The following is a 25,226-nucleotide window of genomic DNA, read 5'->3' on the forward strand; positions in this document are numbered from 1 at the left end:
TTTTTATAGTTTAAGAAATTACTAATTTACAAATACCAATCAATCATCGTTTTTTTGTCACAAATGACAGCTTCAACATTCATTGATTGAACAATATATTCTATATTTTCTTCTTTAGCTAATAATAAGGTTGTAAAGGAATCGTATATACTCATAAACGCATACTCATTGTCTTCGCCAGTAATAATTAACTCATTATTGCTAATGTCCCAAATATCTAATGGAGTAGTATTATTTACCTGTAATAATCCGTTTGTATCAAGAATTGGTTCAGAGAAATATAGATTTCTTGCACCTTTAGAACCGAGGAGTTTAAGTAATTTGTGTAATAAAAATATAGACGTATAATCTTCTGTTGGATAATAAAGATCTTTTTTTAAGTTTGAATGTAGCTTTTCAGCTAAATCCTCTCTTTTATATTCTTCTGAAAGGGCACTAATGGAAGTCAACATGGCCATTGCTAATTCTGCGTATGAATGTAATCCACTACAAGACATCATTTCCTTCCAAGAAACGGATTTGCCATTATGAATGATTTCTTCAGTGCTAGGATAGATGTGCTCATATGGTCTTTTTCTCACAGACTTTTCCCATCCTAAAGGCATTTGGATAAAAGGATGTAGCAATATAGCTGCAGATTTAAAGTTTCTTGGTAGTTGTTCTAAAATTGGTGATTTGTCATCTAGCCAAATGTAATCCAACAAAATATAACCTCCCCTTAGACTTTGAAATGTACGGATTCCCATATTATATTTTTTGGCATTGATTGTATCAAATATAAAGCGAAGTATGAAATATGTCCCAACATAAAAGTAAGAATAAATAAAATGAAGTTTTCATAAATAGTAAAAGGGTGCTTATGTCATCAGTATAGCTAAAAAATGTTGTTACATATGAGAAGAGCGTGCTAATAAAATATGAGGTGGTTAAATGGGAAATGAGCAAGTGAAGTCTGTAAAGGAAGAAAAAAAGTTATGTCTTTGTATGATCGTCAAAAATGAGTCTAGAATTATGGAAAGATGTTTAAATGCAACAAAATCAATTGTAGATTTTGTTTCTATTTGTGATACTGGATCGACGGATAATACGCCTGAAATTATTGAAAATTGGTGTAAGGAAAATGAGATACCTGGAACGGTTCATCATGAGCCGTTTAAAAACTTTGGTTATAACAGAAGCCTAGCTGTTTCATTAGCGCAAAAAACATATCCAGAAGCGGATTATTTATTAATATTAGATGCAGATATGATTTTAGAGGTTGATCCGAATTTCGATAAAACGAGCTTAACGGAAGATCATTATCTTACATTGCAATATGATGTTCATATTAAATATTGGCTTACACGTCTTTTGAAAGCTTCTTTACCATGGAAATCTGTCGGTGTTACTCATGAGTATTGGGATATAGATCGCTCAAAAGTTGGAGCGAATTACAATACGAGGGTAGATCGGTTAGAGACTCTTGTCGTGAATGATCCCGGAGATGGCGGGAGTAAAGCTGATAAATTTGAAAGAGATGAGAGGTTGTTGTTACAAGGAATAAACGACCCAGAAACAACGCCAGATTTGCATATAAGATATTTATTTTATTTAGCCCAAACTTATTTTCATTTAAGTCAATTTGAAGATTCGATTAAATGGTATAAAAAACGAGTGGAAGCAGGGGGTTGGGTTGAAGAGGTATTCTATTCGTTATTGCGAATAGGGTTTTGTTATGAGCAGTTAGCAAATCGTTCAGCAAATAAACAAAATGAAGTGACAGATGCTGATGAAAAAGAAACTGTTAAAGGGCAAGAAGAGAAATATTTAGCATTAGCTGTTTTTTATTTTCAAAAAGCGTGGGAATATAGACCAACTCGGGCTGAACCATTATACCAACTTGCAAGGTTGTATCGATTACGATCTCAAAACAATATTGCTTTGATGTATGCTCTGCAAGGAAAGGAAATTCCTTTTCCAAAGGATGATCTTTTATTTGTAGATTATCATGTGTATGATTACTTATTTGACTATGAAATTTCTATTAGTGCTTTCTATATACCTCATAAAAAACATTTAGGGGCCGTGTCGCAAAAGTATTTGGAATCGATTAAAGAAGAGATTCCATTTCATATAGCAAATGTAGTAGAGAATAATGCGAAATTTTATTAAATACATTTTCGGTTAAAGGAGTAGTGGAGTAATCATGGAATTAATGCGATGGGCGATTGAACTAGGAGAATCGGTGCATGGAAATACGTATGAAGAATTGATGCCACTACTAGACTATTATTATGATCGTGATCATTTAAAAGCGTATTGTATCGCAAATCTTCTTTTAAACATGGATGTATTAGATGAACATCGTGAAAGAATCGAATTAAGAAGATGCATCGCTGCTTATTATGCTGGATTATATAAAGTAGCAAGAAAACATGCAAATGAGTTAGTACTTAAACATCCGGATGTAGATTTATATAAAAATAATTTAAAATTAATGGAAGCTTATTTGAATAAAGAATATGATTATTGTCTTTTTATATGCCCAAAGACATACGGTAGTTTCATAGATGTTGCGCGAGCTTTAAAGTGGCGGTTGGAGCAGGAGGGAAATACAGTAATTATATCAGAAACAATACTGGAAAATGTAAAGAATACAGTTGTTTTTGGAGCACATACATACGCATATAACCCGAATCTTCTTCCGAAAGATGCAATTATTTATAATTTAGAACAGCTATACGAAGGAAGTCCATATGCGCACCCCCTTTATTTAATATTATTAAAAGATAGAGTGATTTGGGATTATAGTAAACAAAATATAGAATGGCTAAAACAAAAAGGGGTAGGAAAAGAAATAAAACATGTAAAAATGAACTATGCTCCAACTTTGGAAATAAAAAAAGATGCATTTGAAGATGACATTACTGAAGATATTGATATTCTGTTTATAGGTGCTCTTAATCCGAGGCGACAAGCTATTTTTGATCATCTAAAAGCGATTGCCCCAAATTTAAATATAGTTTTTAAAAATAATGCGTGGGGAATTGTTAGAAATGAATTGATTGCTAGAGCTAAAATTATATTAAATATTCATTTTTACTTATCAGGAATTCTTGAAACACCTCGCGTGTCTTATGCAGTCGCAAATAAAAAATTTATTATTTCCGAAAATAGTAATCCAGAAGATGAGGTAGAGTGGCCGGGAATTGTATTTACTCCGTACGAAAAAATAATTGAAAACGTAATGAAATATATAGAATTACCAGAAGAACGGAAAAAATTAGCGGAAAAAGCATATAATCATTTTGAAGCAAATGAAAGTTTAGGTACATTGAGTCTGAGAGATGAAACGAAGTAATTGTACGAAACTCATACGAAAGTATGAGTTCTTTTTTGTTTATCATACTATTTTATGAAACAAGTTAACTCTTTATATTGTATTTTGTATAGAAATTTCTGATAATATATAAGTAGAACTTAAAAACAAAGGGGAGAAATAATCATGAAACTAGTCGTTATTAACGGTACACCAAGAAAATTTGGCAGAACTCGCGTGGTGGCAAAATATATTGCGGATCAATTTGAAGGGGAATTATATGATTTAGCAATCGAGGAGTTACCTTTATACAATGGAGAAGAGTCACAACGTGATTTAGAGGCAGTAAAAAAATTGAAAACGTTAGTGAAAGCTGCGGATGGGGTTGTATTATGTACACCAGAATATCATAATGCGATGAGCGGTGCGCTGAAAAACTCTTTAGATTACTTAAGTAGTAGTGAATTTATTCATAAACCAGTTGCGTTGTTAGCGGTTGCTGGTGGCGGTAAAGGTGGAATAAATGCATTAAACAGCATGCGAACGGTCGCTAGAGGTGTTTATGCAAATGCAATTCCAAAACAAGTTGTGCTTGATGGATTACATGTGCAAGATGGGGAACTTGGGGAAGATGCGAAACCATTAATTCATGATGTAGTTAAAGAGTTAAAAGCATATATGAGCGTATATAAAGAGGTGAAAAAGCAACTAGGAGTGGAGTGATATGTCCTCCCTTTATCATGATTCTCGCTTGTATTACATTCTAGGGGCCAATAGTCTATCTGCTATTGGTTCCGGAATTGTTATGATAACGATTCCGTGGCTGTTAATTAAAGAGAGTGGAGGAGAGACAACATTTGGTTATGTTTCTATCATTGCAACCCTCATTATGTTTTTATTAACACCATTCATTGGGCAAAGTATTGATCGTTTTTCAAGAAAATCTTTATTGCTATGTAACGAAGGAATCGGAATAGCTGTAATTGGAATAATGTTTATATGGGGATTTGCTGGGCAACCTTATCATTCTATTCACTATATTCTTATTTATATAGCCGGATCATTCTACTATTTATTATTTTATCCTACAATATTTGCGTTCAACCAAGAGATATTTCAAGCGGAACATTATAAAAGTTTAAGTGGAACGATGGAAATACAAGGACAGTTAACACAAGTTATTTCTGGAGCGGCCGCGAGCTTCTTAATTGAAATTGTATCTTTGAAGTGGATTTTGTTAGTAGACATGTTAACTTTTGCTGGAGCATTTTTTCTTTTCTTATGTATACCGTACGTAAAGAAAAAAGAAGTGAAAAGAAAAATAACATTTAAGAAGCAATTATTTGAAGGAATTCACTTTATGAAAAAACGTCCTAAGCTCTTTTGGTTCTTACTGGCCACTTATATGCCGTTTATAGGTGTTATGATGGCAAATTATTTAATACCAGTTTATATTTCGGATATACTTAAAGCCAATGCCTCTGTATACGCAATAGAGGGGATGATGTACGGTGTTGGAGCGGTTGTTGCAGGAATCTGTATTCCACTCATAATGAAATATGTAAAAACAGAAGTTTCAATCGTTATGACGATGTTCATTTATGTAATTTCAATTACCGCAATGAGTATTGAACCTTCCGTAATTTTCTTATATGGACTTGCAATTTTTCATGCAGTTGGAAATGCGGGTACAAGAGTGGCGAGAAATGTATTGATGATGGAGGAAATTCCAAATGAAGTAATGGGACGTGTAGACAGCTTATTTCGCCTAATTGGTACTGGAATACGAATTTTATTATTAATGTTGTTTACAGCGGGTGTATCTAAAGTTGGAGTCATGCTGCCGTTTTACGTATTAAGCTGCATATTGATCTTCTCATTAGGAATCGCTATTTATTATGTACTATCACAACGTAAAGTAGCGGCGCATGTTTCTAATAAATCAATCGTTTGAAAAAACACTTCTGCCTCCCTTTCTTTTTCTATATAATAACAAGAAAGGGAGTGAATACTTATTTATGAACAAATGGATCTTTCTTATGATTTTATTATTACCGCCACTATACATCATTTATATGACGTTTCGAATGAACAAAGTTGCTCGTGAAAAGTTGAGCTATCACTCTCCGTACGTTCTTATACTGGGTGCAAAGTTATTTGGAGATAGACCGTCTTTATCTCTTCAAAATCGTTTGGATGTAGCGTTGGAGTATTTATTTTCCCATCCTGAAGCGAAAGTAATTGTTTCAGGTGGCCAAGGAGAAGATGAAGATATACCGGAAGCTCATAGCATGAGAAACTATTTAATGGTACATGGTATAGATGAGAGTCGTATTTTAATAGAAGATCAATCTACAAATACGTATGAAAACTTAAAGTTTAGTATGGATTTATATAATGTGAAACATGCGGTAGTTGTAAGTAATACGTATCATTTATATCGAACGAAAATAATTGCAAAGCGTTTAGGCATGAAGATGGAGGCACTAGCTGCTGAAACACCAATTCGTTCTAAGAGAAAAATGTATGTTCGCGAATATGCTGCTATTATGAAAACAATATTGTTCGATCGTTAGAGCTCAAATGCGAGCTCTTTTTTAATTTAAAAGCGTATCATTTGAAATGAATGCCATATTCCATCAAAATAAAGGAAACAACAGTAAAGGAGTTGTATTTGTGATTCAATTTAATCATGTGTCAAAATCGTATGAAGATGGCACGAAAGCAGTGGATTCATTGCATTTAGAAATTAAAAAGGGAGAATTTTTTGTTCTCATCGGTCCGAGTGGTTGCGGGAAAACAACGACAATGAAGATGATTAATCGTTTAATCGAAACGACTGAAGGGTCGATTTTAATCGATGGAAAAGATATTCAACAATATAATATAAACGAATTACGTTGGGATATAGGATACGTGTTGCAACAGATTGCTTTGTTTCCTCATATGACAATCGCTGAAAATATTGCAGTTGTTCCTGAAATGAGGCAATGGAGCAAAAAGGAAATAAAAGCACGCGTCGATGACTTGTTACATATGGTTGGATTAGATCCGGATATATATCGAGATCGTATGCCTGATGAATTGTCAGGAGGACAAAAACAACGTGTCGGTGTCGTGCGAGCATTAGCCGCAAACCCGAAAATCGTTCTTATGGATGAACCATTTAGTGCGTTAGATCCATTAAGTAGGGAACAGCTTCAGAAGGATATTGTACAGTTGCAAAAAAAGATTCAAAAAACAATCGTGTTCGTAACACATGATATGCAAGAAGCATTATCACTTGGAGATCGCATTTGTATTATGAAAGAAGGAAAAGTTGTTCAACTAGATACACCAGAAGGAATTATACATAATCCGAAAAATGAATTTGTAGAGGAGTTCATTGGAAATCGTGGACGAACTTGGTATGAGGAGAAAAGTGTAGCAGATGTATTGCCGCTTGATCAAAGTGTGCAATTAGAAGGGCAGGCACTATCATTACATTCTTCTTTAGAAGAAGCGCTAGTTCGTGTGCGTGACGAGGAGGTCGTTCCAGTTGAAGAAAACGGTCAATATATTGGAGCGTTAACAAGTCGTCATATTGTCAATTACATTGTTGAACAAATGAAGGAAAGAGGTTAAACAGTGACTAATTTTATACAAACGTTCCAAGAACGAAAAATAGAATTACTAACTGCATTAAGTGAGCATTTACAAATATCGCTTATTTCATTATTTTTTGCAGTAATTATAGCGGTGCCACTTGGCATTTTATTAACAAGAAAAGAACGAATGGCTGAATTTATAATAGGAACTTCTGCGGTAATGCAGACAGTGCCATCACTTGCATTACTCGGACTATTAATTCCGTTAGTAGGAATCGGAAAACTTCCAGCGATTATCGCATTAGTTGTGTATGCACTATTACCTATTTTACGAAATACATATACAGGAATAAGGGAATTAGATGAATCACTAATAGAAGCCGCGAGAGCTATGGGGATGAATAGTTGGAGAAGGTTGTGGAAGGTAGAACTTCCTCTTGCATTGCCTATCATTATGGCCGGTATTCGTACAGCGATGGTATTAATTGTTGGAACGGCTACATTAGCAGCTCTCATTGGTGCTGGTGGGCTAGGTAAGCTTATATTATTAGGTATAGATCGAAATGATCATGCACTTATCATTTTAGGGGCCGTACCAGCCGCGTTACTCGCTTTATTCTTTGATATAGTACTTCGCATACTTGAACGACCGAAACGCTCTTCTAAGCGTGTTATATTAACGATATGTATAGTTGTAGTAATGATTGCTTCTCCATTTCTTTGGAGTACAGAAAAGAAAGATATTGTTATTGCGGGCAAACTTGGATCAGAACCTGAAATTTTAATTCAAATGTATAAGCAGCTTATTGAACAAGATACCGATTTACACGTACAATTAAAACCAGGTCTTGGGAAAACAGCATTTGTATTTGAAGCGTTGAAATCAGGTGAAGTAGATGTGTACCCAGAATTTTCAGGAACAGCGCTATCTACTTTCGTGAAAGAAGAACCAAAGAGTACAAATCGTGATGAAGTATATGAGCAGGCTCGCGTTGGACTGGAAAAGAAATATAATATGATTATGTTGATGCCAATGGAGTATAACAATACATATGCACTAGCCATGCCGAAAAAAATAGCAGATCAAAAGAATATAAATACTATTTCTGATTTAGGGAATGTTGCGCAGGAAGCCAAAGTAGGATTTACATTGGAATTTGCTGATCGTGAAGATGGTTATAAAGGAATGCAAAAATTATATAACTATAAGTTCTCGAATGTTAAAACGATGGAGCCGAAGCTGCGTTATAGCGCAATTCAATCTGGAGATGTTAACGTAATTGATGCATATTCAACAGATAGTGAATTGGAGCAATACGGACTAAAAGTGCTAAAAGATGATAAAGGGTTATTCCCACCTTATCAAGGAGCACCATTATTAAGAAAAGAAACGTTACAGAAATATCCTGAACTTGAAAAGGTATTAAATAAATTATCTGGAAAGATTACAGATGAAGAAATGCGAAAAATGAATTATGAAGTTAATGTGAATGGTAAAAGTAGTGAAGAAGTCGCAAAACAATTTTTACAAAAAGAGAATTTACTTCGTTAAATTTACAAGAAATATACAAATTTATATGTTTGAAATGACCGTTCATTACAAAATGAGCGGTTTTTTTGTGCATACTTATACATTTTTTCAAAAAAGTATTCCATTTTTGTTCATTTTCTTTTAGAATAAGTAATGTTTTCCTGAAAAAATATAAGAGAAACGTCTATTAGAGAAAAAGGTGACTTTAATAGTTGAACGAACATAACACCTAGAATGACAGATGGGGTGGTACAAATAGAAAAGAAATTAGGATTCTTTCCATTAATCGCATTAGTAGTTGGAACGATGGTTGGTGGCGGTGTTTTTAGTTTACCGCATGATTTAGCAGTAGGAGCAAACAGTGGCGCAATAATAATTGGCTGGTGTATTACAGCGATGGGAATGATTCCACTTGCGCTCGTATATCAAACGTTAGCAAGACAAAAACCGGAACTTGAAGGTGGAATTTATAGTTATGCACGTGCTGGTTTCGGTGAATATATTGGGTTTAATAGTGCTTGGGGATATTGGCTAGCAGGAATCTTAGGTAATGTCGCAACAATTATGTTACTGTTTAGTACATTAGGTTATTTCTTCCCAATTTTTAAAGGAGGAAATAATGTTGCGTCAATCGTTGGGGCATCACTTTTATTATGGACACTTCACTTTCTAATTTTATTTGGAATTCGTGAAGCTTCTATTATGAATGTTATCGCAACAATAGGAAAGTTAGTTCCAATCGTACTATTTATCGCTGTAATGGTAACAGCATTTCGCTGGGACACATTTACACATGATTTTTGGGGAGAAGGAACCTTCTCACTTTCTGCTATACTTGGTCAAGTGAAAAATACAATGCTTGTAACACTTTGGGTTTTCATTGGAGTTGAAGGAGCGGTTGTATTATCCGGAAGAGCGAAAAATAGCCGAGACGTTGGTAAGGCAACAGTAATGGGGCTTATTTTAGTAATGTCCATTTATATTTTAATTTCTGTCTTATCAATGGGAGCTATGACAAGAGGCGAACTTTCTGTGTTAGAAACTCCGTCAATGGGACATGTATTAGAGCATGTTGTTGGTCCATGGGGGGCAGGTGCGATTAATATCGGGTTAGTTGCTTCACTTGTCGGTACATTAATTGGCTGGTTTTTACTTGTTTCTGAAATTTCTCATGTAGCAGGAAAAGATGGCGTATTTCCAAAAGTCTTTACGAAAACAAATAAAAAGCAAACACCGCACATGGCATTATGGATTTCAAATGGTGTTGCTCAAATTATATTTATCATCGTTCTGTTTTCAGAATCAACATATCAAATTATGTATTTCATTGCATCAACATCAATTTTATTACCATATTTATTATCAGCGTTATTCCAATTAAAATTAGTCATTACAAACGAGCTAAAAGACGCTAAATTAAAAAATGGAGCGTTAGCTTTAATTGCTTCGATTTACTCTGTATGGCTTCTTTATGCAGCTGGTTTAAAGAATTTACTACTCGTTTCAATTGTGTATGGAATTGGAATTATTGTTTACACGTTTGCAAGAAAAGAACAAGGGAACCGTTGTTTTGCAGGTGCAGAGAGATATGTGATGTGGGCAATTATTGTTGCGGCTATCACATCCCTGTATATGTTATTAACTGGAAATATAAAAATGTAAAAAGTCCTTTTTATTTAAAGGGCTTTTTTCTTTGTTTAGAGAATATTTACTACATAAGATATTCAGGAGGGATGAGAATGGAAGAAAAAGAACAGTTGTCTAGAATAATTGATTTAGCTAGTGAGTTAAGGAAAGTATTAGTGCAAGAATCTTTTTTTAATCATCATCCTGAATTGAGAGGAGTCATTGAAAATTTAGCAAGTTCTGTTGAAAATTTGGCGGAATTACAAAAAAGTAAAGATGAAAATGCTGAAGATCGATTACGTTACGTACTTGCTAAAATGAAAATTGCTCATAATGCAATTTTACAAGAGAAAAAAGCATTTCCTTCTCATTAATATACGTTTTAATTTTGAACCTGGCGGATAACGTCAGGTTTTTTATTTCTAGTTTTTCGTTTCTTTCATACACTAAGAATAGTATGAAAAAAGAAGGTGACTAAGGTGAGATTACATAAAGCTCTTCAGCCAAGTTTTATAAAACGAATGTACTATATGAGATTTTTAGGGAAATTTACAAAAGCTGAGAAAGAGAAGAGTGGAGAGAATTTCTTTGTACAATGCTTATCGCCAATACCATTCACTTTACAGGAACAATTTGCAAATGAACCATATGTATTTGAAGGGGTATGTAGTAATAAAAAGAATGAAAAAATCTTTTCGGAATTAAAGAAGAGGAAATTAGAAAAGCAATTAGTGATGTTTCGTCTTTATTATGAAAGAGGAAATGTATACGTGGAGTTAATATGTACAGAAGAACCGAAAGAAATAGCAAGCAGCTATAAAATGATTCCTGCACCTAAAGTTACAAATAATAAAAAAAGAGAGTCTTTAGAACGAAAACTTAGCAACGGTTATTTATCATTTCTTATGCCAAAATTTCCGAAAGACTTTGAGCCTCCCGAATTATTGTGGCATGATGGAAGACTGTATGGAAACATATCCTTAAAGTCATCAATTAGCTCAATCGCATATTTTGAACAGAAACGGGAATGTAAATATATAAACTGCAGTGACTGGACGAAGTATGTAGAAATAGCGGTAGAAGATCAATTATATTTTGTAAGTGATCATGTGTATGAGCAATTAAAAAAACGAATGCATGAAGAAGGTAAGATAGTTGAAGTAGAGGATATAAAAGTGCAAAAAGAGGAATGGGAATGGGATGAGCGTGAATCGTCCTTTTTACAGTATGTACAAAGTATGGTGCATAATAAAGGGCTATATTTGGATGAAACGGATATTTATAATTTCCATATAAGTGTAAAAACAAATATGTTAACGATTCTTGGTGGTATACCGGGCGTTGGGAAATCACGTTTTGTGCAAACTTATGCAGAAGCATTAGGGTTACAGTATGGGGAGGAATTGGTTTGGATTCCAATTTCGCCATCGTATCAAGAACCACATGATTTACTTGGTTACCTTCATCCGAATGGTACTTTTATTGAAAGTGAAACGAAGTTAGTTAGGACGTTAATGAAGGCGAAAGAAAATCAAAATCAACTGTATATAATCGTTTTTGATGAAATGAACATGTCTCATATTGAGCATTGGTTTACTCCATTTCTCTCTGTTCTTCAACTTGAAACAAAAAATCGTATTTTAAACTTGTATGAGGGTGTTCAGGACATTGAGAATTCAATTCCATCAACAATTGAAATTGGAGAAAATATTATATTTGTAGGTACTGTGAATTTTGATGAAACAACGAAAGAGCTCTCCGATCGATTATTAGACCGAACGAACCTAATAACGTTACAGAAAATTCCGTTTTGTGAGATGGGCATGGAACAGGGGAAAGTCGTATTACACCCACCTTTGAAAGTAACAGCGGGAGAATTTCGGATAAATTGGATGAGAAATAAAGCGATGATTGAAGTGTTTTCTGAAGAAGAATTAGAGCTATTAGATAAGTTGCATGTCGTATTGTCATCACATGATGCGTCTAAGGGAATTTCTTTCCGATGTGCAAATGCAATTGCGACTTATTTGCAAAACATACCGTTCCAAAATAACCATACCTATATGATCAGTAGAGAAGAGGGGTTTGATTTACAAATAAAGCAGCGTGTATTAACGAAAATCAGAGGGACCGAAATGATGGTTGGGTCTTTACTTTCTGAAGAAGCAAAAAGGGGAGCGACCTTAGTACCTCTTTTGCAATCTGCACTTGCAAACAGAGTATCTACATTTGAACATTCTTTAGCATATATACGAGAAAAACGTAGGGAACTGGAGCTGTATGGATATGCAAAATGAAGGGCGTTACGAAACAAAAATCGTTGATACGAATGAAACGCTCCCTTTTGTATTAAAGTTAATCATTGGAAATGAGGGGAAAGGAGATTATATTTTATTAAATCGTCTTTGTACATCTACTACAGCATTGGTTCAATGTATTTATAAAGTACAAGAATTAAAACCAATTAGATTGCAGTATAATTATGAAATCCCAATGAATATTACTTTTATATGGAATAAAGTATATGAGGGACAGAAAAATATAAAAGAGGCTCAATATGAAATAAATGAAAAAAAACAAAGAGTATTAATATATGAACATGGGAAAACAGAATTCTTTTATCCATGGCGCTGCGGTTTATACCATTTTGAAGTGCGCATAGAAGATACAACGTATTATGGCGCTTTTCAAATCGTACCGAAAAACTTTTTTGATGATCAATTTGAAATGATTCAAGACTATGTGAAGTCAATTTTAAATGAGTTGATTTTGGATAGAGGTTATTATAAAAAGACTTTCTCTGCACTTAGCGATATTGAGGATTCTTCTTATTTAGTGTTGCTTAGAAAGTTACCCCAAAAAATGAAAATGATAAAGCAAATCTTTAAGAAAATAGAATCAAGTTCAAAATTTATAAATGCATATAAATGGGAAGGAAAAGAGCGAAAGCCAACAAGAAGAGGAACTATAGTGGCAGAAAGAAAACCTTATGCCAAAAATTATAATCGTAAGTTTATGGAACAAAAAAATAGTAAGGAAAATGCATTTCTTAAATATAAAGCGATGCAATTTTATCATTATTTAATTGAAGCTAAAAGTTTTTTACGTCAAACAATTGAAATCTTAGAAAGAGAAAAAAAGAAAAAATCAGAAGAGTTTCAAGCCGTAAAAACGATTATACAAACAATTGAGCGAAATGGATCGGTAACCGATAGAGAGAAGCAAAAATATAAAAATATACATTTACTAAAAGAAGCCGATTTACGAAAGAGCTCAATGAAAATACAAGAATATAAAATATTGGCGCATATCGTGCATGAAAATGTACAATACTTTCAAATGTTAATGCACTCTTCGTTTTGGATGGAAGTTACTGAAACAAGTAACATGAACTTACATGATTTACCGATACCACATCAACAATTACTACATCATTTAGAAGTACTCCCGCAATATACGGATCAATCTCCATCGTTATTATTTGTTTATAAGCCAACGTTTTTAGTGTATGAATATTACGCTTTTTTTATCGTTATTTCAATTTTAGAGCAAATTGGTTTTGAGGCTAGAAACTCAATTCGTGAACAAATACAAGAACATTTTTATGTAGATGGATTACAAGATGGAACGACAGTAGTTTTAGAACGAGATGATATAAAGGTGCATGTCGCATTTAATGATTTAATTGAAACACATCCTCTTATTGCATTAAGTAAAGGTAGTAATTTTTACAATGGTGAGGATACGAAGAAGCCAGATATTCGCTTAGACTGTTATGTAAAAGAAGATGGGAACTACGTATATAAATCTTCTATTATTATTGAAGTGAAATACAGTCCAATGTACAATATTTTTCAGCATGTCGGAAATACAAAAGCAACTGAGCAAATGTATAAGTACTGGTCTATAAAGTATGTAGAAGAACAGGATGGAAAGCGAGTCTATTATCGAAGGTCAATTTATGAAGTCATTTGTGTATATCCAGGAAGCCATATGCATAGTAAAAAAATTGAGTCTGGATGCGGTGTTTTCTTGCAGTTATATCCATATAAGACGAAACAAGGGGAAGAGAAATTAGCTGGAAAACATGGGATGGTACAAATTTTTGAAAAATGGTTAAAAAGCATTCAGAAGTAAAAGAAATCCTTTTTCATAAAGGATTTTTTTAGATTAAGAAGAATTATATGCTGTATGGAAAGAAACATAATGTAATTTAGGTTTGAAAAGTGATACGAATGTGTTATTAAAAGGAATGTGAGCGCGGGATAAAAGTCGATTAAATTGGAATCTAATTCACTTTGCAGAATATAATAAGTCATAAATATTTTTAGTTGCATACGAAGATTTGTTCTTATATGATAGATAGTGAAAGCGTTATCAAAAACAGAGCGGCGATGGGAAAGGCGGTTAAATATGTTCCAGCGTGTTCAAACAAAGGAAGAACATTTTGGGTTCGAGCAACTATGGGGAGATTTTTGTGAAGAAAGAAACTTAATGTTTGTAGAACGTAATTTAAATCCATCACGATTTTTATTAATAGAAGATGAACATCCTATTGGTACAGTAGAATGTATTAAGTATACGGTACCTGAACAATCAAATTCTGAGTTTTTCTATCCGTTTTCTAAAAATGATTTAGTAAAAGATTTGAAGAATGTGTATGAAATAGGCAAGTTAAGTATTTCGAAAACATCTCGTGGGAGAGGACATTTCAAAAGGTTAACAGCTATTTTATTTATACATGCGTTAGAAACAAAAGCTGAATGGTACATTGCAGCAGTGACAAAAAGAATGTATATGTATTTACTTACACTCGGTTTTCCAATTGAACCGATAGATAATCCATTTCAGTTTCATGATACTTTACAAGGTGTACCAGTAAGAATTCATGCTCGAAAAGGGGTTACGCATTTGTATTCTTTAAAAGAATTTCGTGATGTGATTCAAGGGAATGCTCATGCACAGGCATTAATTGCAGAATACAGTAAAAATATTATGTTAACGAAATAAAACGAAGTGAATATGTATAATAAAGAGAATAATATTTTTATAAGATATAACTCTTCATTAAAAAAGACCCTTATTATTTTAATAAGGGTCTAAAAATTATAATCCAAATATACTAAAAATCATTTTGCGGCGCTTCGGTTTCTTTTCTCGTTCGTATGTTGGTTTTGAATCAGGAGTAATATAAATGGGTTCTTCTTTCGTTAGCGCAGCTTCTAACTTTTGAATTCGCTCTAACATTTCCTCCATTTCACGACGGTGTTGTAAAAGTTGGTACGTGACGACATCATTTGCCTTATCTTGCATTTGTTCTTCCATTCGATCGAGCCTTCTTGTAATAGTGTTTAATTGATTAGCTAATTGCTCAAAATCATTCGATGATATGTTTTGAACAATTGTATTGACTTGAGTTTTTAATTCTTCAACCTCATTTGAGGAAGCCTTTTGAGTAGGTTGAGGATTTTGAGACTGCTCTATTTGAAATAGATGGTGTTCTAACATTTGATCGACATCATCTTGTGTGAAAATAAAGTGGCCATATTTGTTTTTTTCTATCGTAAGATTTAATTGTTGCGCGATCCGGACAACAGCCTTTGGGCTAACACCTAATTTTTTTGCGATAAATGGTGTTTTATATTCCAAAATAATCCCTCCTATATATATCCTGTTGAATGATTTCGAGCTATGAAGTAAGTTCCCTTCTAGTGCGACAAAAGAAGTGTGGAATCGGCAAAGAAAGTGTTTTTTCACGAAATTGAGTTGAGAAGAATAGTTCGTTTAAATAAAAAAGTTTTATCGTAACATTTAGAATAATTTGACTAGTGTAAATGAATTAGATTATCATAATGATAAATATCTTTTTTATGTATGCATATAATATATAAAAAGGTGGTTGCTAATGTAGAATTTTGTTAGAGTATTAGAATGCTTACTTCACTTGAATATAATTAAGTAGGAGGTGGCTTCCTTGCTTACAATGTAAGTAAGGAAAAGTATTTGGACATATATAGTATAAGTATAGTGATTGTTTTAATTGCCTTAACGGCATTTTTCGTTGCAGCAGAATTTGCAATTGTTAAAGTGAGAAGTTCACGAATTGACTATTTAATTGCAGAAGGAAATAATCGTGCAACATCGGTCAAAACAGTCATTACAAACTTAGACGAATATTTATCTGCTTGTCAGCTAGGAATTACTGTTACAGCTTTAGGAATTGGGTGGTTTGGTAAACCTGCGTTAAAGCAAATGTTTGATACGCTTTTTGCAAATTGGAATATCTCTACTCAACTAGCAGACATTTTTGCTGTAATTTTAGTATTTTTTTTAATTACTTTTTTACATGTTGTAATAGGGGAATTGGCCCCAAAAACATTTGCAATTCAAAAATCTGAACAAGTAAGTTTGCTTGTTTCTAAGCCGTTAATTTTCTTTTATCGTATTGCATTCCCATTTATTTGGATATTAAATGGTTCAGCTCGAATCATTACGAAGCTGCTAGGGTTGAAACCGCCGAAGGGGCATGATGAGGTTCATTCAGAAGAAGAATTACGGTTGTTAGTTTCAGAGAGTTATAAAAATGGTGAAATTAATCAATCTGAATATAAATATGTAAATAAAATTTTTGAATTTGATGATCGGATTGCAAAAGAAATAATGGTACCTCGAACCGAAATGAATATTATAAGTAAAGAAATGCCTGCTGAAGAAGCTTTGCAAAAAATGTCTCGTGAAAAATATACAAGGTATCCAGTTGTTGATGGCGATAAAGACCACGTAATAGGTTTTGTGAATTTTAAAGATATTTTTACTGAGTTTGTACAACATAAAGTTGTTAATAAAAAGACAGTAGAGCAATATATGAGACCAATTATTTTAGTTATCGATTCTATCCCAATTCATGATTTGTTTTTAAAAATGCAAAAAGAAAGAACACATATTGCTATATTGATAGATGAATATGGTGGGACATCTGGACTTGTTACTGTTGAAGATATTCTGGAAGAAATTGTTGGAGATATTCAGGATGAGTTTGATACGGATGAGCAGCCAGAAATTCAACAAGTTAGTGAAACGAAGACGATACTAGAGGGAAAAGTACTTGTTAGTGAAGTGAATACGTTATTTGGTTTAGGGATTGATGATGATGGTGTTGATACAATTGGTGGTTGGATTTTAACGAAGAATATAGAGATTGCTGAAGAGGATTCCATTGAAATTGAAAATTATAAGTTTTGTGTGAAAGAATTAGATGGACACTATATAAAAAGATTGGAAGTTACAAAGATAGTAGAATCGATTGTTATTTTAGAAGATGAAAAACAAATTTCATTACAAGAGCAAATTAGCTCGTAAACTCTGCTAAATAGCAGAGTTTTTTTGAGCATAATGTTTTTTGAGGGATAGGGGCTATGATACAATGACATAAGCCAGACCTTTCACTAGGTGAATTATTGTTGTATACATATATTTGGAAGGAGAAGAAGTATGAAAAAGCATTTATATATAAATGGAGATTGGAAATCTGTAAACACGTATAAACCATTATACGCACCATATTCTGAAGAAATATTAGCAGAAATTGCACAAGGAACGGAAGAAGATGTAAAAGAGGCTGTTATTGCTGCAAAAAATGCAATGACAAAAATGAATAAATTATCCGCATATGATCGTGCGATTATTTTAGAGAAGGTTGCACAAAAAATGGATGAAAGAAGAGAAGAATTTGCAGAGATTATTGCAAAAGAAGCTGCAAAACCAATACGTGCTGCTAGGGGAGAAGTGGATCGTACTGTTCAAACATACAAATTTGCAGCTGAAGAAGCGAAGCGTATATATGGTGAGACATTGCCATTAGACGCCGCACCTGGTGCGGATGGGCGTATTGCATATACAATCCGAAAGCCGATTGGTGTAATAGGGGCTATTACACCATTTAATTTCCCATTAAATTTAGTTGCGCATAAAGTTGGACCTGCAATTGCTGCCGGAAATACAGTTGTGTTAAAGCCAGCTGATCAAACGCCATTATCATCTTATGCATTAGTTGAGTTATTTGAAGAGGCAGGATTGCCAAATGGAGCTTTAAATATCATTTCTGGTCCTGGCTCCACGGTGGGTGAGGCAATCGTTAAAAATGATTATGTTGCTTCTATTACTTTTACCGGAAGTCCAAAAGTTGGAATCGGAATAAAACAAAAGGCTGGGTTAAAACGAGTTACGTTAGAACTAGGATCAAATGCTGCTGTTATAATTGATGAAGATGTAGAGTTAACAGATGAAATCATTGAACGTGTAAAATGGGGAGCATTTGTTAATAATGGGCAAGTTTGTATTTCCGTACAACGTGTTTTTGTACATGAAACGAAAATGCATGAATTTCTTTCGAAGCTAAAGAAAGCGATGGAATCAGTAGTTGTTGGTGATCCACTGCTTGAAGAAACGGATGTATCAGCTTTAATTTCAAAAAAAGATGTAGAGCGAATTGATATGTGGGTTCAAGAAGCAATCGAGGAAGGAGCAACTATTTTACACGGTGGTAAGAAGCGGGATGCAAGAATTTTTGAACCGACTGTATTAACAAATGTTCCAAATCATGTATCTGTGCAGTGCCAAGAAGTATTCGGTCCACTCATGACAGTAAATACATTTAAAGAATTTGATGAAGCGATTGAGCAAGTAAATAATTCGCGTTACGGCTTACAGGCAGGAGTATTTACAAATAATTTATTTAAAGCAATGCGTGCAATCGATGAGTTAGAGGTTGGTGGTGTCATGATTAATGATATTCCAACGTTCAGAGTAGATCATATGCCTTATGGTGGTGTGAAAGAAAGTGGCACGGGGCGCGAAGGAATTAAATATGCAATAGAAGAAATGACAGAAATGAAATTAGTATGTATTAAAAAATAAATTAGAAAAACTTAAACTTTGCGCTAAAAAAACGAGTAGGAAATGTTTACGATTCCATACTCGTTTTTTACGCTTCTAGTAACTATTTAATTAAGTGTAACTTTTACTTCATTTCTTGTTTGAAAATAGTATCTTCTACATAAATTTGTTCTTTATCTACAGCAGTAGCATGAGTTAATACTAAACCGATTGGTGTTTTTGTATCTTTATTTTGAACAATTGTAAAAGGAACATTTTTTTCGTTTGCTAATTTAATGTATTTTGATAAATGTGGGTAAGCAATGCCACCATTTAGGAGGAGTTGTAATGATTGAGAAGAGCGCATGCTACCCGCCACTTCAGAGTATACATTACTTTGCATTACTTGACCGATCGTTAAAGCGATTTCTACACGCTCACGTAATGTAGTTAAATACATATTACGTTCTTCTGGTTTGTTTTGCTTTTGGCCGTAAATGCCTTCTTGGAGATAATCTTCCACATTTTTATTTACCATATTTTTCACACCTTTCATTTTCTATTGTACGCAAGAATTAAAAATGATGCAAAAAAAAGTCGTGTTGACTACGGAAATAATGAAAATGTGTGAAGGAAAAAGGGTATTTGCATACAATTAGTTAAATAAGAAAGAAAAAAATAATTTTATCAACAGAAATTAACAAAATGTGACAAAAATCTATTAACGAATCATCTTTTTTGTGTTAATATTCAAAATATAAAGGGTATTCGTCGTATGGAAATGGAGGGAATGGAGGTTTTTCCAATCGATAAGGATATTAAAGAAATATTTTGTTCACACTTGAAAAACAATAGGCACCAATTCGTAGAGAACTGGAAAAACAAAATGATAATTTCCGAAAAAGATCCATTTAAACTAGAAGTAGTTCAAAATGGAGAGGATTTACTAGAGTTGATTATCGAACTTACTATGGAAGATAAAGATATAAATTATCTTCAACCGTTATGCGAGAAAATTGCTATTGAACGTGCTGGAGCAGATGCGAATATTGGAGATTTTGTTTATAACGCAAACGTGGGAAGAAATGAACTTTTCGAAGCGATGTGTGAATTAGATGTTAGCGCTCGTGAATTGAAACCAATTATGGCAAAAATACATACTTGTTTTGACAAATTAATTTATTATACCGTTTTAAAATACTCGGAAATTATATCGAAGAATTTAGAGGAAAAACAGCAATATATTAATGAAACACATAAAGAAAGGCTGACGATTTTAGGGCAAATGTCAGCTAGTTTTGTACATGAATTTCGTAATCCGCTTACTTCCATTATGGGATTTGTCAAACTATTAAAGGCAGATCATCCGAGTTTATCGTATTTAGATATTATTTCGCATGAATTAGATCAATTAAATTTTCGTATTTCGCAATTTTTACTCGTATCGAAAAAAGAAATGTGGAATGAATCGGAACGGTTTTGGCTTAATGACTTGTTTCAAGACATTATACAATTCTTATATCCGAGTTTGGTCAATGCGAATGTTTCAATTGAAAAGAATTTACCGTATCCAATTCCGCTTGTTGGTTATCGAAGTGAAGTGAGACAAGTATTTTTTGAACATATTAATGAATTCAATTGATGCTCTTGAATCAATGAAAGAAGAACGAAAAATTATCATTGATGTATTTGAAGAAGATCAAGCTATTCGAATTGTGATAAAAAATAATGGACCAATGATTCCAGCTGAAAATGTAGAAACGATTTTTGAACCGTTTGTAACTACTAAAAAGTTAGGAACTGGTATTGGCTTATTTGTATGTAAACAAATTGTGGAAAAACATAATGGGTCCATTATGTGTCGATCAGATAACGATTGGACAGAATTTCAAATTGCATTTCAAAAATAAACAGTCTACACCAAATGAATGGTGTAGGCTGTTTTAATTTGTGAGTATAACGGCTTCTAATTTAGGATCTTTAGTTGAATAACCTACTATTGAAATTGTATAAATAACATTTGGTTCAACATTGAATTTCGGTATAGTCAATAAAACGTTTTTATTATTTGCGAGTGAAATTTCAATATCCGCTGTACCGGGGCTAACTTGCAAAAAATCTGTTATCTGTTTAAAGAGTACATTTTCAAATAAATGATCTCCATCTTTTAAATCGACATTTACAACAGGGGTATCTGGAGAGAAATGTGCAAAGCGTATTTTGGCTTGACCAGCTGGTAAATGTGTATTATCAAGTATAGGTTGTAATTGTAGGTGATTATCACTATTTATTGCAGCAAGAGTATAAGTATGATTTCCCATTATTGGTACCAATGCTGAAAAGATTGGAGTTTCATTTCCGACAGGGACAATATCTATACGGTATTTACCTTGTACTAATGATAAATAAGGGCTGAATTGCTTAAATGAAATATTTTTAATAACTTTTTGTCCGTTTACTAAAATGTCAACCGCCGGTATATTTGGATCGGCATGAAAAATTCTTATATGTGACGGTAAAGTAGCTTCTTGTGAATCCCTTGTTTCATGCGCCTGTACAAGTTTTGAAAGTGCATCGCAATATTTCATATATAATTCTATATATTTTTTAGGATTACGAAACTGATAGTAACGTGCGAGCTGTTCGTATTGCGTAACTTCTTGTCCATATTTTTCAATTTCAGATTGAGACATGAACATTCCTCCTTTGTCATCATTAAAATTATATGCGAAGCAAGAAAGCGGTTATGCGAAAAAATGATTTTATAAAGGGGAAAATTAAAAATTTACAACAAATATGTTGTCATAAAGAGGTGCTTGTGCTTACGAGTATTTTGCAGAGTAAAGCAGTACATATGATTGCACGAAAGTAAAATAAATGCCAAATTGAAAGTGCATTTCAATAACATATTGAATACATGTCCAGCAATCGCTAGAAAACTAGGGTTTTTTTTAATTATAGGCAAATACACATACAAAGTGATAATTGTCCTACATAAATTATAAAGGAAAGGTAGTTTGAATCTGAGGAAAGGGGTGCCACTTCGGGATAGGGATATCCTGATAGTAATTGTGAATGAAGTTATGAAAAGGTTTTGTGTTATAGGCTGTAGGATGAATTTGTAAACTTGATTTTTCTATTTATTTTAGCAATTGACAGTATTAACCCATAAGAGAGCGTCATGACGAACTGATTAATGTGGTTAATCGGTTCTTTTTTTATAGTTTAAAAATGAAAAATTTACATATTAAATATGAATCTGAACTGATTAGAAAGGTGTAGCGTTGTCGAAATTTGTTTTAAAATATGCAATTTAAAGTAGGATAATAGGAAGGAGTTTAACGGGAGTTCCGTCGAAGTGTACAGAATGTCGGCATTTGAGGGCAGCTGGCATTATGCTATAAAAACATTTGGTGATGTAGTCATTTCATATAAAAGGGAGGGTTACTTGGGCGTATAGAAAAGGGTTGGTCTTCATTTTTAAGTTCTGAATTTTCTGTTTTATAGGTATTTTTAAGCACTCATTTGTATATTTTATAATAGTTTTTTGATAAATTCACTGCTTTTGCAGAGGATTCTTTTTTATGAAAGAAACGTCAATTTTCTTCATATATATATACAAATTGGAGAAATGGGGGAGCGCTATGCGCGATTACTTAATTAAACCACTTGTTGGTCAGCCGTATCCAATGATTTCACATGGAAAAGGTGTTTATTTGTATGATCAAAATGGTAATAAATATTTTGATGGTTCGTCAGGAGCAATTACGGCAGGTATTGGGCATGGCGTAAAGGAGATTGCAGACGTTATTAAAAAGCAAGCTGAGGAGATTGCTTTTGTTTATAGATCACAGTTTACGAGTGAACCAGCTGAAAAATTAGCGAAGAAGTTAAGTGATTTAAGTGTAGGAGATTTGAACTGGAGTTTCTTTGTAAATAGTGGTACGGAAGCAAATGAAACAGCTATGAAAATTGCAATTCAGCATTTTCAAGAGCGAGGTATTCAAGGTAAGCATAAAATTTTATCGAGATGGATGAGTTATCACGGTATTACGATGGGTGCGTTATCGATGTCTGGTCACCCACTACGTAGACAACGTTTCGTATCTATTTTGGAAGATTATCCGACTATACCAGCTCCATATTGTTTCAGGTGTCCTGTTCAAAAGGTATATCCAACTTGTCAGCTGGCATGTGCGACTGAATTAGAAAGATCAATTGAAAGAATTGGTGCAGAGCATATTGCTGCTTTTATTGCTGAGCCGATTATCGGAGCAGCTGGAGGTGCGGTTGTTCCGCCAAAAGACTATTATAAAGTCATTAAAGATATTTGCAACCATTACGATATTTTATTTATTGCGGATGAAGTAATGACTGGGCTTGGTCGTACGGGAGCATGGTTTGCGATGGAGCATTGGGGTGTAGAACCTGATATTATGACACTTGGTAAAGGGCTAGGAGCGGGATATACACCGATGGCAGCGACAGTTGTAAGTGATCGTGTTATGGAACCAATATTACGTGGATCACGTTCAGTAATGAGCGGTCATACGTTAAGTGCAAATCCATTGTCTGCAGCAACGGCTTTAGCTGTTATTGAATATATGGAGAAACATAATCTCCCTGAAAAAACAGCAGAAAAGGGAGAATATTTAATAAAAGGCTTACAGAAAGTTCAACAACAATCGACAATCATTGCTGATGTGCGCGGAAAAGGGTTGCTAATTGGAGTAGAATTGCAACCGTTTACAAAAGCGTCGGAGCTTATTTCGGTTGCAGCTAAAAATGGCCTGCTTTTATACCAAGCAGTTTCAGGGCAAGCAGGAAAAGAAGATAGTGCACTGCTAGTAGCACCGCCAATGACAACTACATATTCCGAGTTAGATGAATTACTTTCAATTTTCTCTAAAAGTGTGGAAGAGATGATGCAAAAAGGAGGGCATAGTATCGCATGACAACTATTACAAATACATTCGGTAAATTAAAAGAAATTGAGGAAGTAATTTCTTTGTTCCATGATGATATGACATTAATGTTTGGGGGATTTGGAGGGATTGGATCCCCTCCATCTTTAATACAGGCAATTTTAGAAAAAGGCGTTACAAATTTAAATTTGGTTGGAAATGACACTGGATTTCCTGATGTAGGTATCGGTCGTCTTGTTACAAATGAAAGAGTTAAATCACTAATTACTTCTCACATTGGCTCCAACCCAAATGCAGGAAGGCAACTAAACGAGGGAAGATTACAAATTGAGTTTTCTCCGCAGGGAACATTAGCAGAGCGCATTCGTGCTGGTGGTGTTGGTCTTGGTGGTGTTTTAGTTGATGTAGGTGTTGATACGATTGTGGAAGAGGGAAAACGAACGGTTGAAATGAATGGTAAGACATATTTAGTTGAAACAGCATTAACTGCTGAAGTTTCAATTGTATATGCGAAAAAGTCAGATCCGTTTGGTAACCTTGTTTTTGACAAAAGTGCACGAAATATGAATCCTCACGTAGCAATGGCTGGGGATATAACAATTGTAGAAGCAGAAGAAATAGTCCCGCTAGGAAGTTTAGATCCAGAGGAAATCGTCGTTCCAGGTGTTTTCGTAAATTATATTGTACCGTCGGAAGGAGTGAACTGGAAATGGGTATGGGCGTAGAAGTGAGAGATAAGATTGCTAGGCGAGCGGCGAAAGAAATACAAAATGGCATGATTGTAAATTTAGGTATTGGCATACCATCGCTTGTACCAAATCATTTGCCTGACGATATAAATGTTATGTTTCATGCGGAAAATGGAATCGTCGGAATGGGACCAACACCAAGTAAAGGGAATGAAGATGAAAATTTGTGTAACGCAGCAGGTTTACCAACTTCTCTTATAACAGGAGCGAGTTATTTCGATAGCTGTACAGCGTTTGGTATGATTCGAAAAGGTTTGCTAGATATAACGATTCTTGGTTCATTACAGGTAAGTGAAAATGGTGATTTAGCAAACTGGATTGTACCTGGAAAACGTGTTCCAGGCATTGGTGGAGCAATGGATTTAGCACAAAAAGCGAAGCGGGTCGTTGTTTTGATGAATCATGTTGATAAGTATGGAAATGCAAAAATTGTTTCAGAGTGTACATTGCCATTAACTTCAAAGAAATGTGTAGATTTAATTATTACTGATATGGCGGTCATGGAGGTAACTCCGAGTGGACTTATATTACAAGAATTAATGAGTCCATACACAGTAGAAGATGTAAAACGACATACAGAAGCTGATTTTCAAATTAGTTCTAACTTACTAGTAATTGAATGAAGGGAGATGTAAT

The 25,226-nt window shown here is 33.9% G+C and carries 21 protein-coding genes and 1 pseudogene; 18 read left to right on the plus strand and 4 right to left on the minus strand.

Annotation, left to right across the window (positions count from 1 at the left end):
- Positions 1-26: 26 nt before the first annotated feature.
- Positions 27-791, minus strand: a complete 765-nt coding sequence (locus BCG9842_RS10690) for a DUF2711 domain-containing protein (protein WP_025989024.1) — start codon at positions 789-791, stop codon at positions 27-29.
- Positions 792-930: 139 nt separating this feature from the next.
- On the opposite strand from BCG9842_RS10690, the gene BCG9842_RS10695 reads away from it, so the two are divergent.
- From BCG9842_RS10695 to BCG9842_RS10750, 12 genes are all read left to right on the plus strand, one after another.
- The gene (locus BCG9842_RS10695) at positions 931-2,151 is read left to right on the plus strand and encodes a tetratricopeptide repeat-containing glycosyltransferase (RefSeq protein WP_000526224.1); all 1,221 of its coding nucleotides are present in this window, start codon (positions 931-933) and stop codon (positions 2,149-2,151) included.
- A gap of 34 nt (positions 2,152-2,185) precedes the next feature.
- Positions 2,186-3,340 carry a hypothetical protein gene (locus tag BCG9842_RS10700; protein ID WP_000422333.1) on the plus strand — a complete coding sequence of 385 codons (1,155 nt, stop codon included), beginning with the start codon at positions 2,186-2,188 and terminating at the stop codon, positions 3,338-3,340.
- Positions 3,341-3,484: 144 nt separating this feature from the next.
- Complete coding sequence (locus BCG9842_RS10705; RefSeq protein WP_000780355.1) at positions 3,485-4,021, plus strand: NADPH-dependent FMN reductase; 537 nt, start codon at positions 3,485-3,487, stop codon at positions 4,019-4,021.
- A gap of 1 nt (position 4,022) precedes the next feature.
- On the plus strand, positions 4,023-5,252 hold the full coding sequence (locus tag BCG9842_RS10710; protein ID WP_000097155.1) for an MFS transporter: 1,230 nt from the start codon (positions 4,023-4,025) through the stop codon (positions 5,250-5,252).
- 64 nt (positions 5,253-5,316) lie between these two features.
- Positions 5,317-5,874: a YdcF family protein gene (locus BCG9842_RS10715; RefSeq protein ID WP_001045718.1), complete on the plus strand. Its 558-nt coding sequence runs from the start codon at positions 5,317-5,319 to the stop codon at positions 5,872-5,874.
- A 100-nt stretch (positions 5,875-5,974) separates the two neighbouring features.
- Positions 5,975-6,922, plus strand: a complete 948-nt coding sequence (locus BCG9842_RS10720) for an ABC transporter ATP-binding protein (protein WP_000614075.1) — start codon at positions 5,975-5,977, stop codon at positions 6,920-6,922.
- Between the two features lie 3 nt (positions 6,923-6,925).
- Entirely contained in the window at positions 6,926-8,437 is a 1,512-nt protein-coding gene (locus BCG9842_RS10725) for an ABC transporter permease/substrate-binding protein (RefSeq protein ID WP_000181021.1), read from the plus strand.
- A gap of 213 nt (positions 8,438-8,650) precedes the next feature.
- The gene (locus tag BCG9842_RS10730) at positions 8,651-10,078 is read left to right on the plus strand and encodes a basic amino acid/polyamine antiporter (protein WP_000129438.1); all 1,428 of its coding nucleotides are present in this window, start codon (positions 8,651-8,653) and stop codon (positions 10,076-10,078) included.
- A gap of 77 nt (positions 10,079-10,155) precedes the next feature.
- Entirely contained in the window at positions 10,156-10,416 is a 261-nt protein-coding gene (locus BCG9842_RS10735) for a hypothetical protein (protein ID WP_000391447.1), read from the plus strand.
- A 105-nt stretch (positions 10,417-10,521) separates the two neighbouring features.
- A complete protein-coding gene (locus BCG9842_RS10740) occupies positions 10,522-12,339 on the plus strand; it encodes an AAA family ATPase (protein WP_001236574.1) in 1,818 nt (605 codons plus the stop codon).
- Positions 12,329-14,179 (plus strand): hypothetical protein, encoded by a 1,851-nt coding sequence (locus BCG9842_RS10745; RefSeq protein WP_001178726.1) that lies wholly within the window; start codon positions 12,329-12,331, stop codon positions 14,177-14,179. The genes BCG9842_RS10740 and BCG9842_RS10745 overlap by 11 nt, the downstream gene beginning before the upstream one ends.
- A 276-nt stretch (positions 14,180-14,455) precedes the next feature.
- Positions 14,456-15,052 (plus strand): hypothetical protein, encoded by a 597-nt coding sequence (locus tag BCG9842_RS10750; protein ID WP_000487795.1) that lies wholly within the window; start codon positions 14,456-14,458, stop codon positions 15,050-15,052.
- Positions 15,053-15,148: 96 nt separating this feature from the next.
- Here BCG9842_RS10750 and racA read toward each other — a convergent pair whose 3' ends face one another.
- Complete coding sequence (racA, locus tag BCG9842_RS10755; RefSeq protein ID WP_000456012.1) at positions 15,149-15,691, minus strand: chromosome-anchoring protein RacA; 543 nt, start codon at positions 15,689-15,691, stop codon at positions 15,149-15,151.
- Between the two features lie 354 nt (positions 15,692-16,045).
- Here racA and BCG9842_RS10760 point away from each other — a divergent pair, with 354 nt between their 5' ends.
- Both BCG9842_RS10760 and BCG9842_RS10765 read left to right on the plus strand, forming a co-directional pair.
- Positions 16,046-17,401: a hemolysin family protein gene (locus BCG9842_RS10760; protein WP_000356246.1), complete on the plus strand. Its 1,356-nt coding sequence runs from the start codon at positions 16,046-16,048 to the stop codon at positions 17,399-17,401.
- A gap of 132 nt (positions 17,402-17,533) precedes the next feature.
- A complete protein-coding gene (locus BCG9842_RS10765) occupies positions 17,534-18,958 on the plus strand; it encodes an aldehyde dehydrogenase family protein (protein ID WP_000716436.1) in 1,425 nt (474 codons plus the stop codon).
- Between the two features lie 103 nt (positions 18,959-19,061).
- Here the strand turns inward: BCG9842_RS10765 and BCG9842_RS10770 are convergent, their stop codons facing one another.
- Positions 19,062-19,454 carry a YueI family protein gene (locus BCG9842_RS10770; RefSeq protein WP_000247560.1) on the minus strand — a complete coding sequence of 131 codons (393 nt, stop codon included), beginning with the start codon at positions 19,452-19,454 and terminating at the stop codon, positions 19,062-19,064.
- 237 nt (positions 19,455-19,691) lie between these two features.
- Between BCG9842_RS10770 and BCG9842_RS10775 the strand changes: the two are divergent.
- A pseudogene (locus BCG9842_RS10775) lies at positions 19,692-20,826 on the plus strand (BA2291 family sporulation histidine kinase).
- A 33-nt stretch (positions 20,827-20,859) separates the two neighbouring features.
- Here BCG9842_RS10775 and BCG9842_RS10780 read toward each other — a convergent pair.
- Entirely contained in the window at positions 20,860-21,609 is a 750-nt protein-coding gene (locus BCG9842_RS10780; protein WP_000083279.1) for a DUF4397 domain-containing protein, read from the minus strand.
- Between the two features lie 951 nt (positions 21,610-22,560).
- Between BCG9842_RS10780 and BCG9842_RS10785 the strand changes: the two genes are divergently transcribed.
- Genes BCG9842_RS10785 through BCG9842_RS10795 form a run of 3 tightly spaced genes read left to right on the plus strand, consistent with a single transcriptional unit; the run spans position 22,561 to position 25,213 of the window.
- On the plus strand, positions 22,561-23,871 hold the full coding sequence (locus BCG9842_RS10785) for an aspartate aminotransferase family protein (protein ID WP_001205879.1): 1,311 nt from the start codon (positions 22,561-22,563) through the stop codon (positions 23,869-23,871).
- Positions 23,868-24,566 carry an acetate CoA-transferase subunit alpha gene (gene atoD / locus BCG9842_RS10790; RefSeq protein ID WP_000208111.1) on the plus strand — a complete coding sequence of 233 codons (699 nt, stop codon included), beginning with the start codon at positions 23,868-23,870 and terminating at the stop codon, positions 24,564-24,566. Before BCG9842_RS10785 ends, atoD begins: the two co-directional genes overlap by 4 nt.
- Positions 24,551-25,213, plus strand: a complete 663-nt coding sequence (locus BCG9842_RS10795) for a CoA transferase subunit B (protein WP_000525269.1) — start codon at positions 24,551-24,553, stop codon at positions 25,211-25,213. The genes atoD and BCG9842_RS10795 overlap by 16 nt, the downstream gene beginning before the upstream one ends.
- Positions 25,214-25,226: the final 13 nt, after the last annotated feature.

The organism is Bacillus cereus G9842 (genome assembly GCF_000021305.1).
GTDB classification, from domain to species: Bacteria; Bacillota; Bacilli; order Bacillales; family Bacillaceae_G; genus Bacillus_A; species Bacillus_A thuringiensis_S.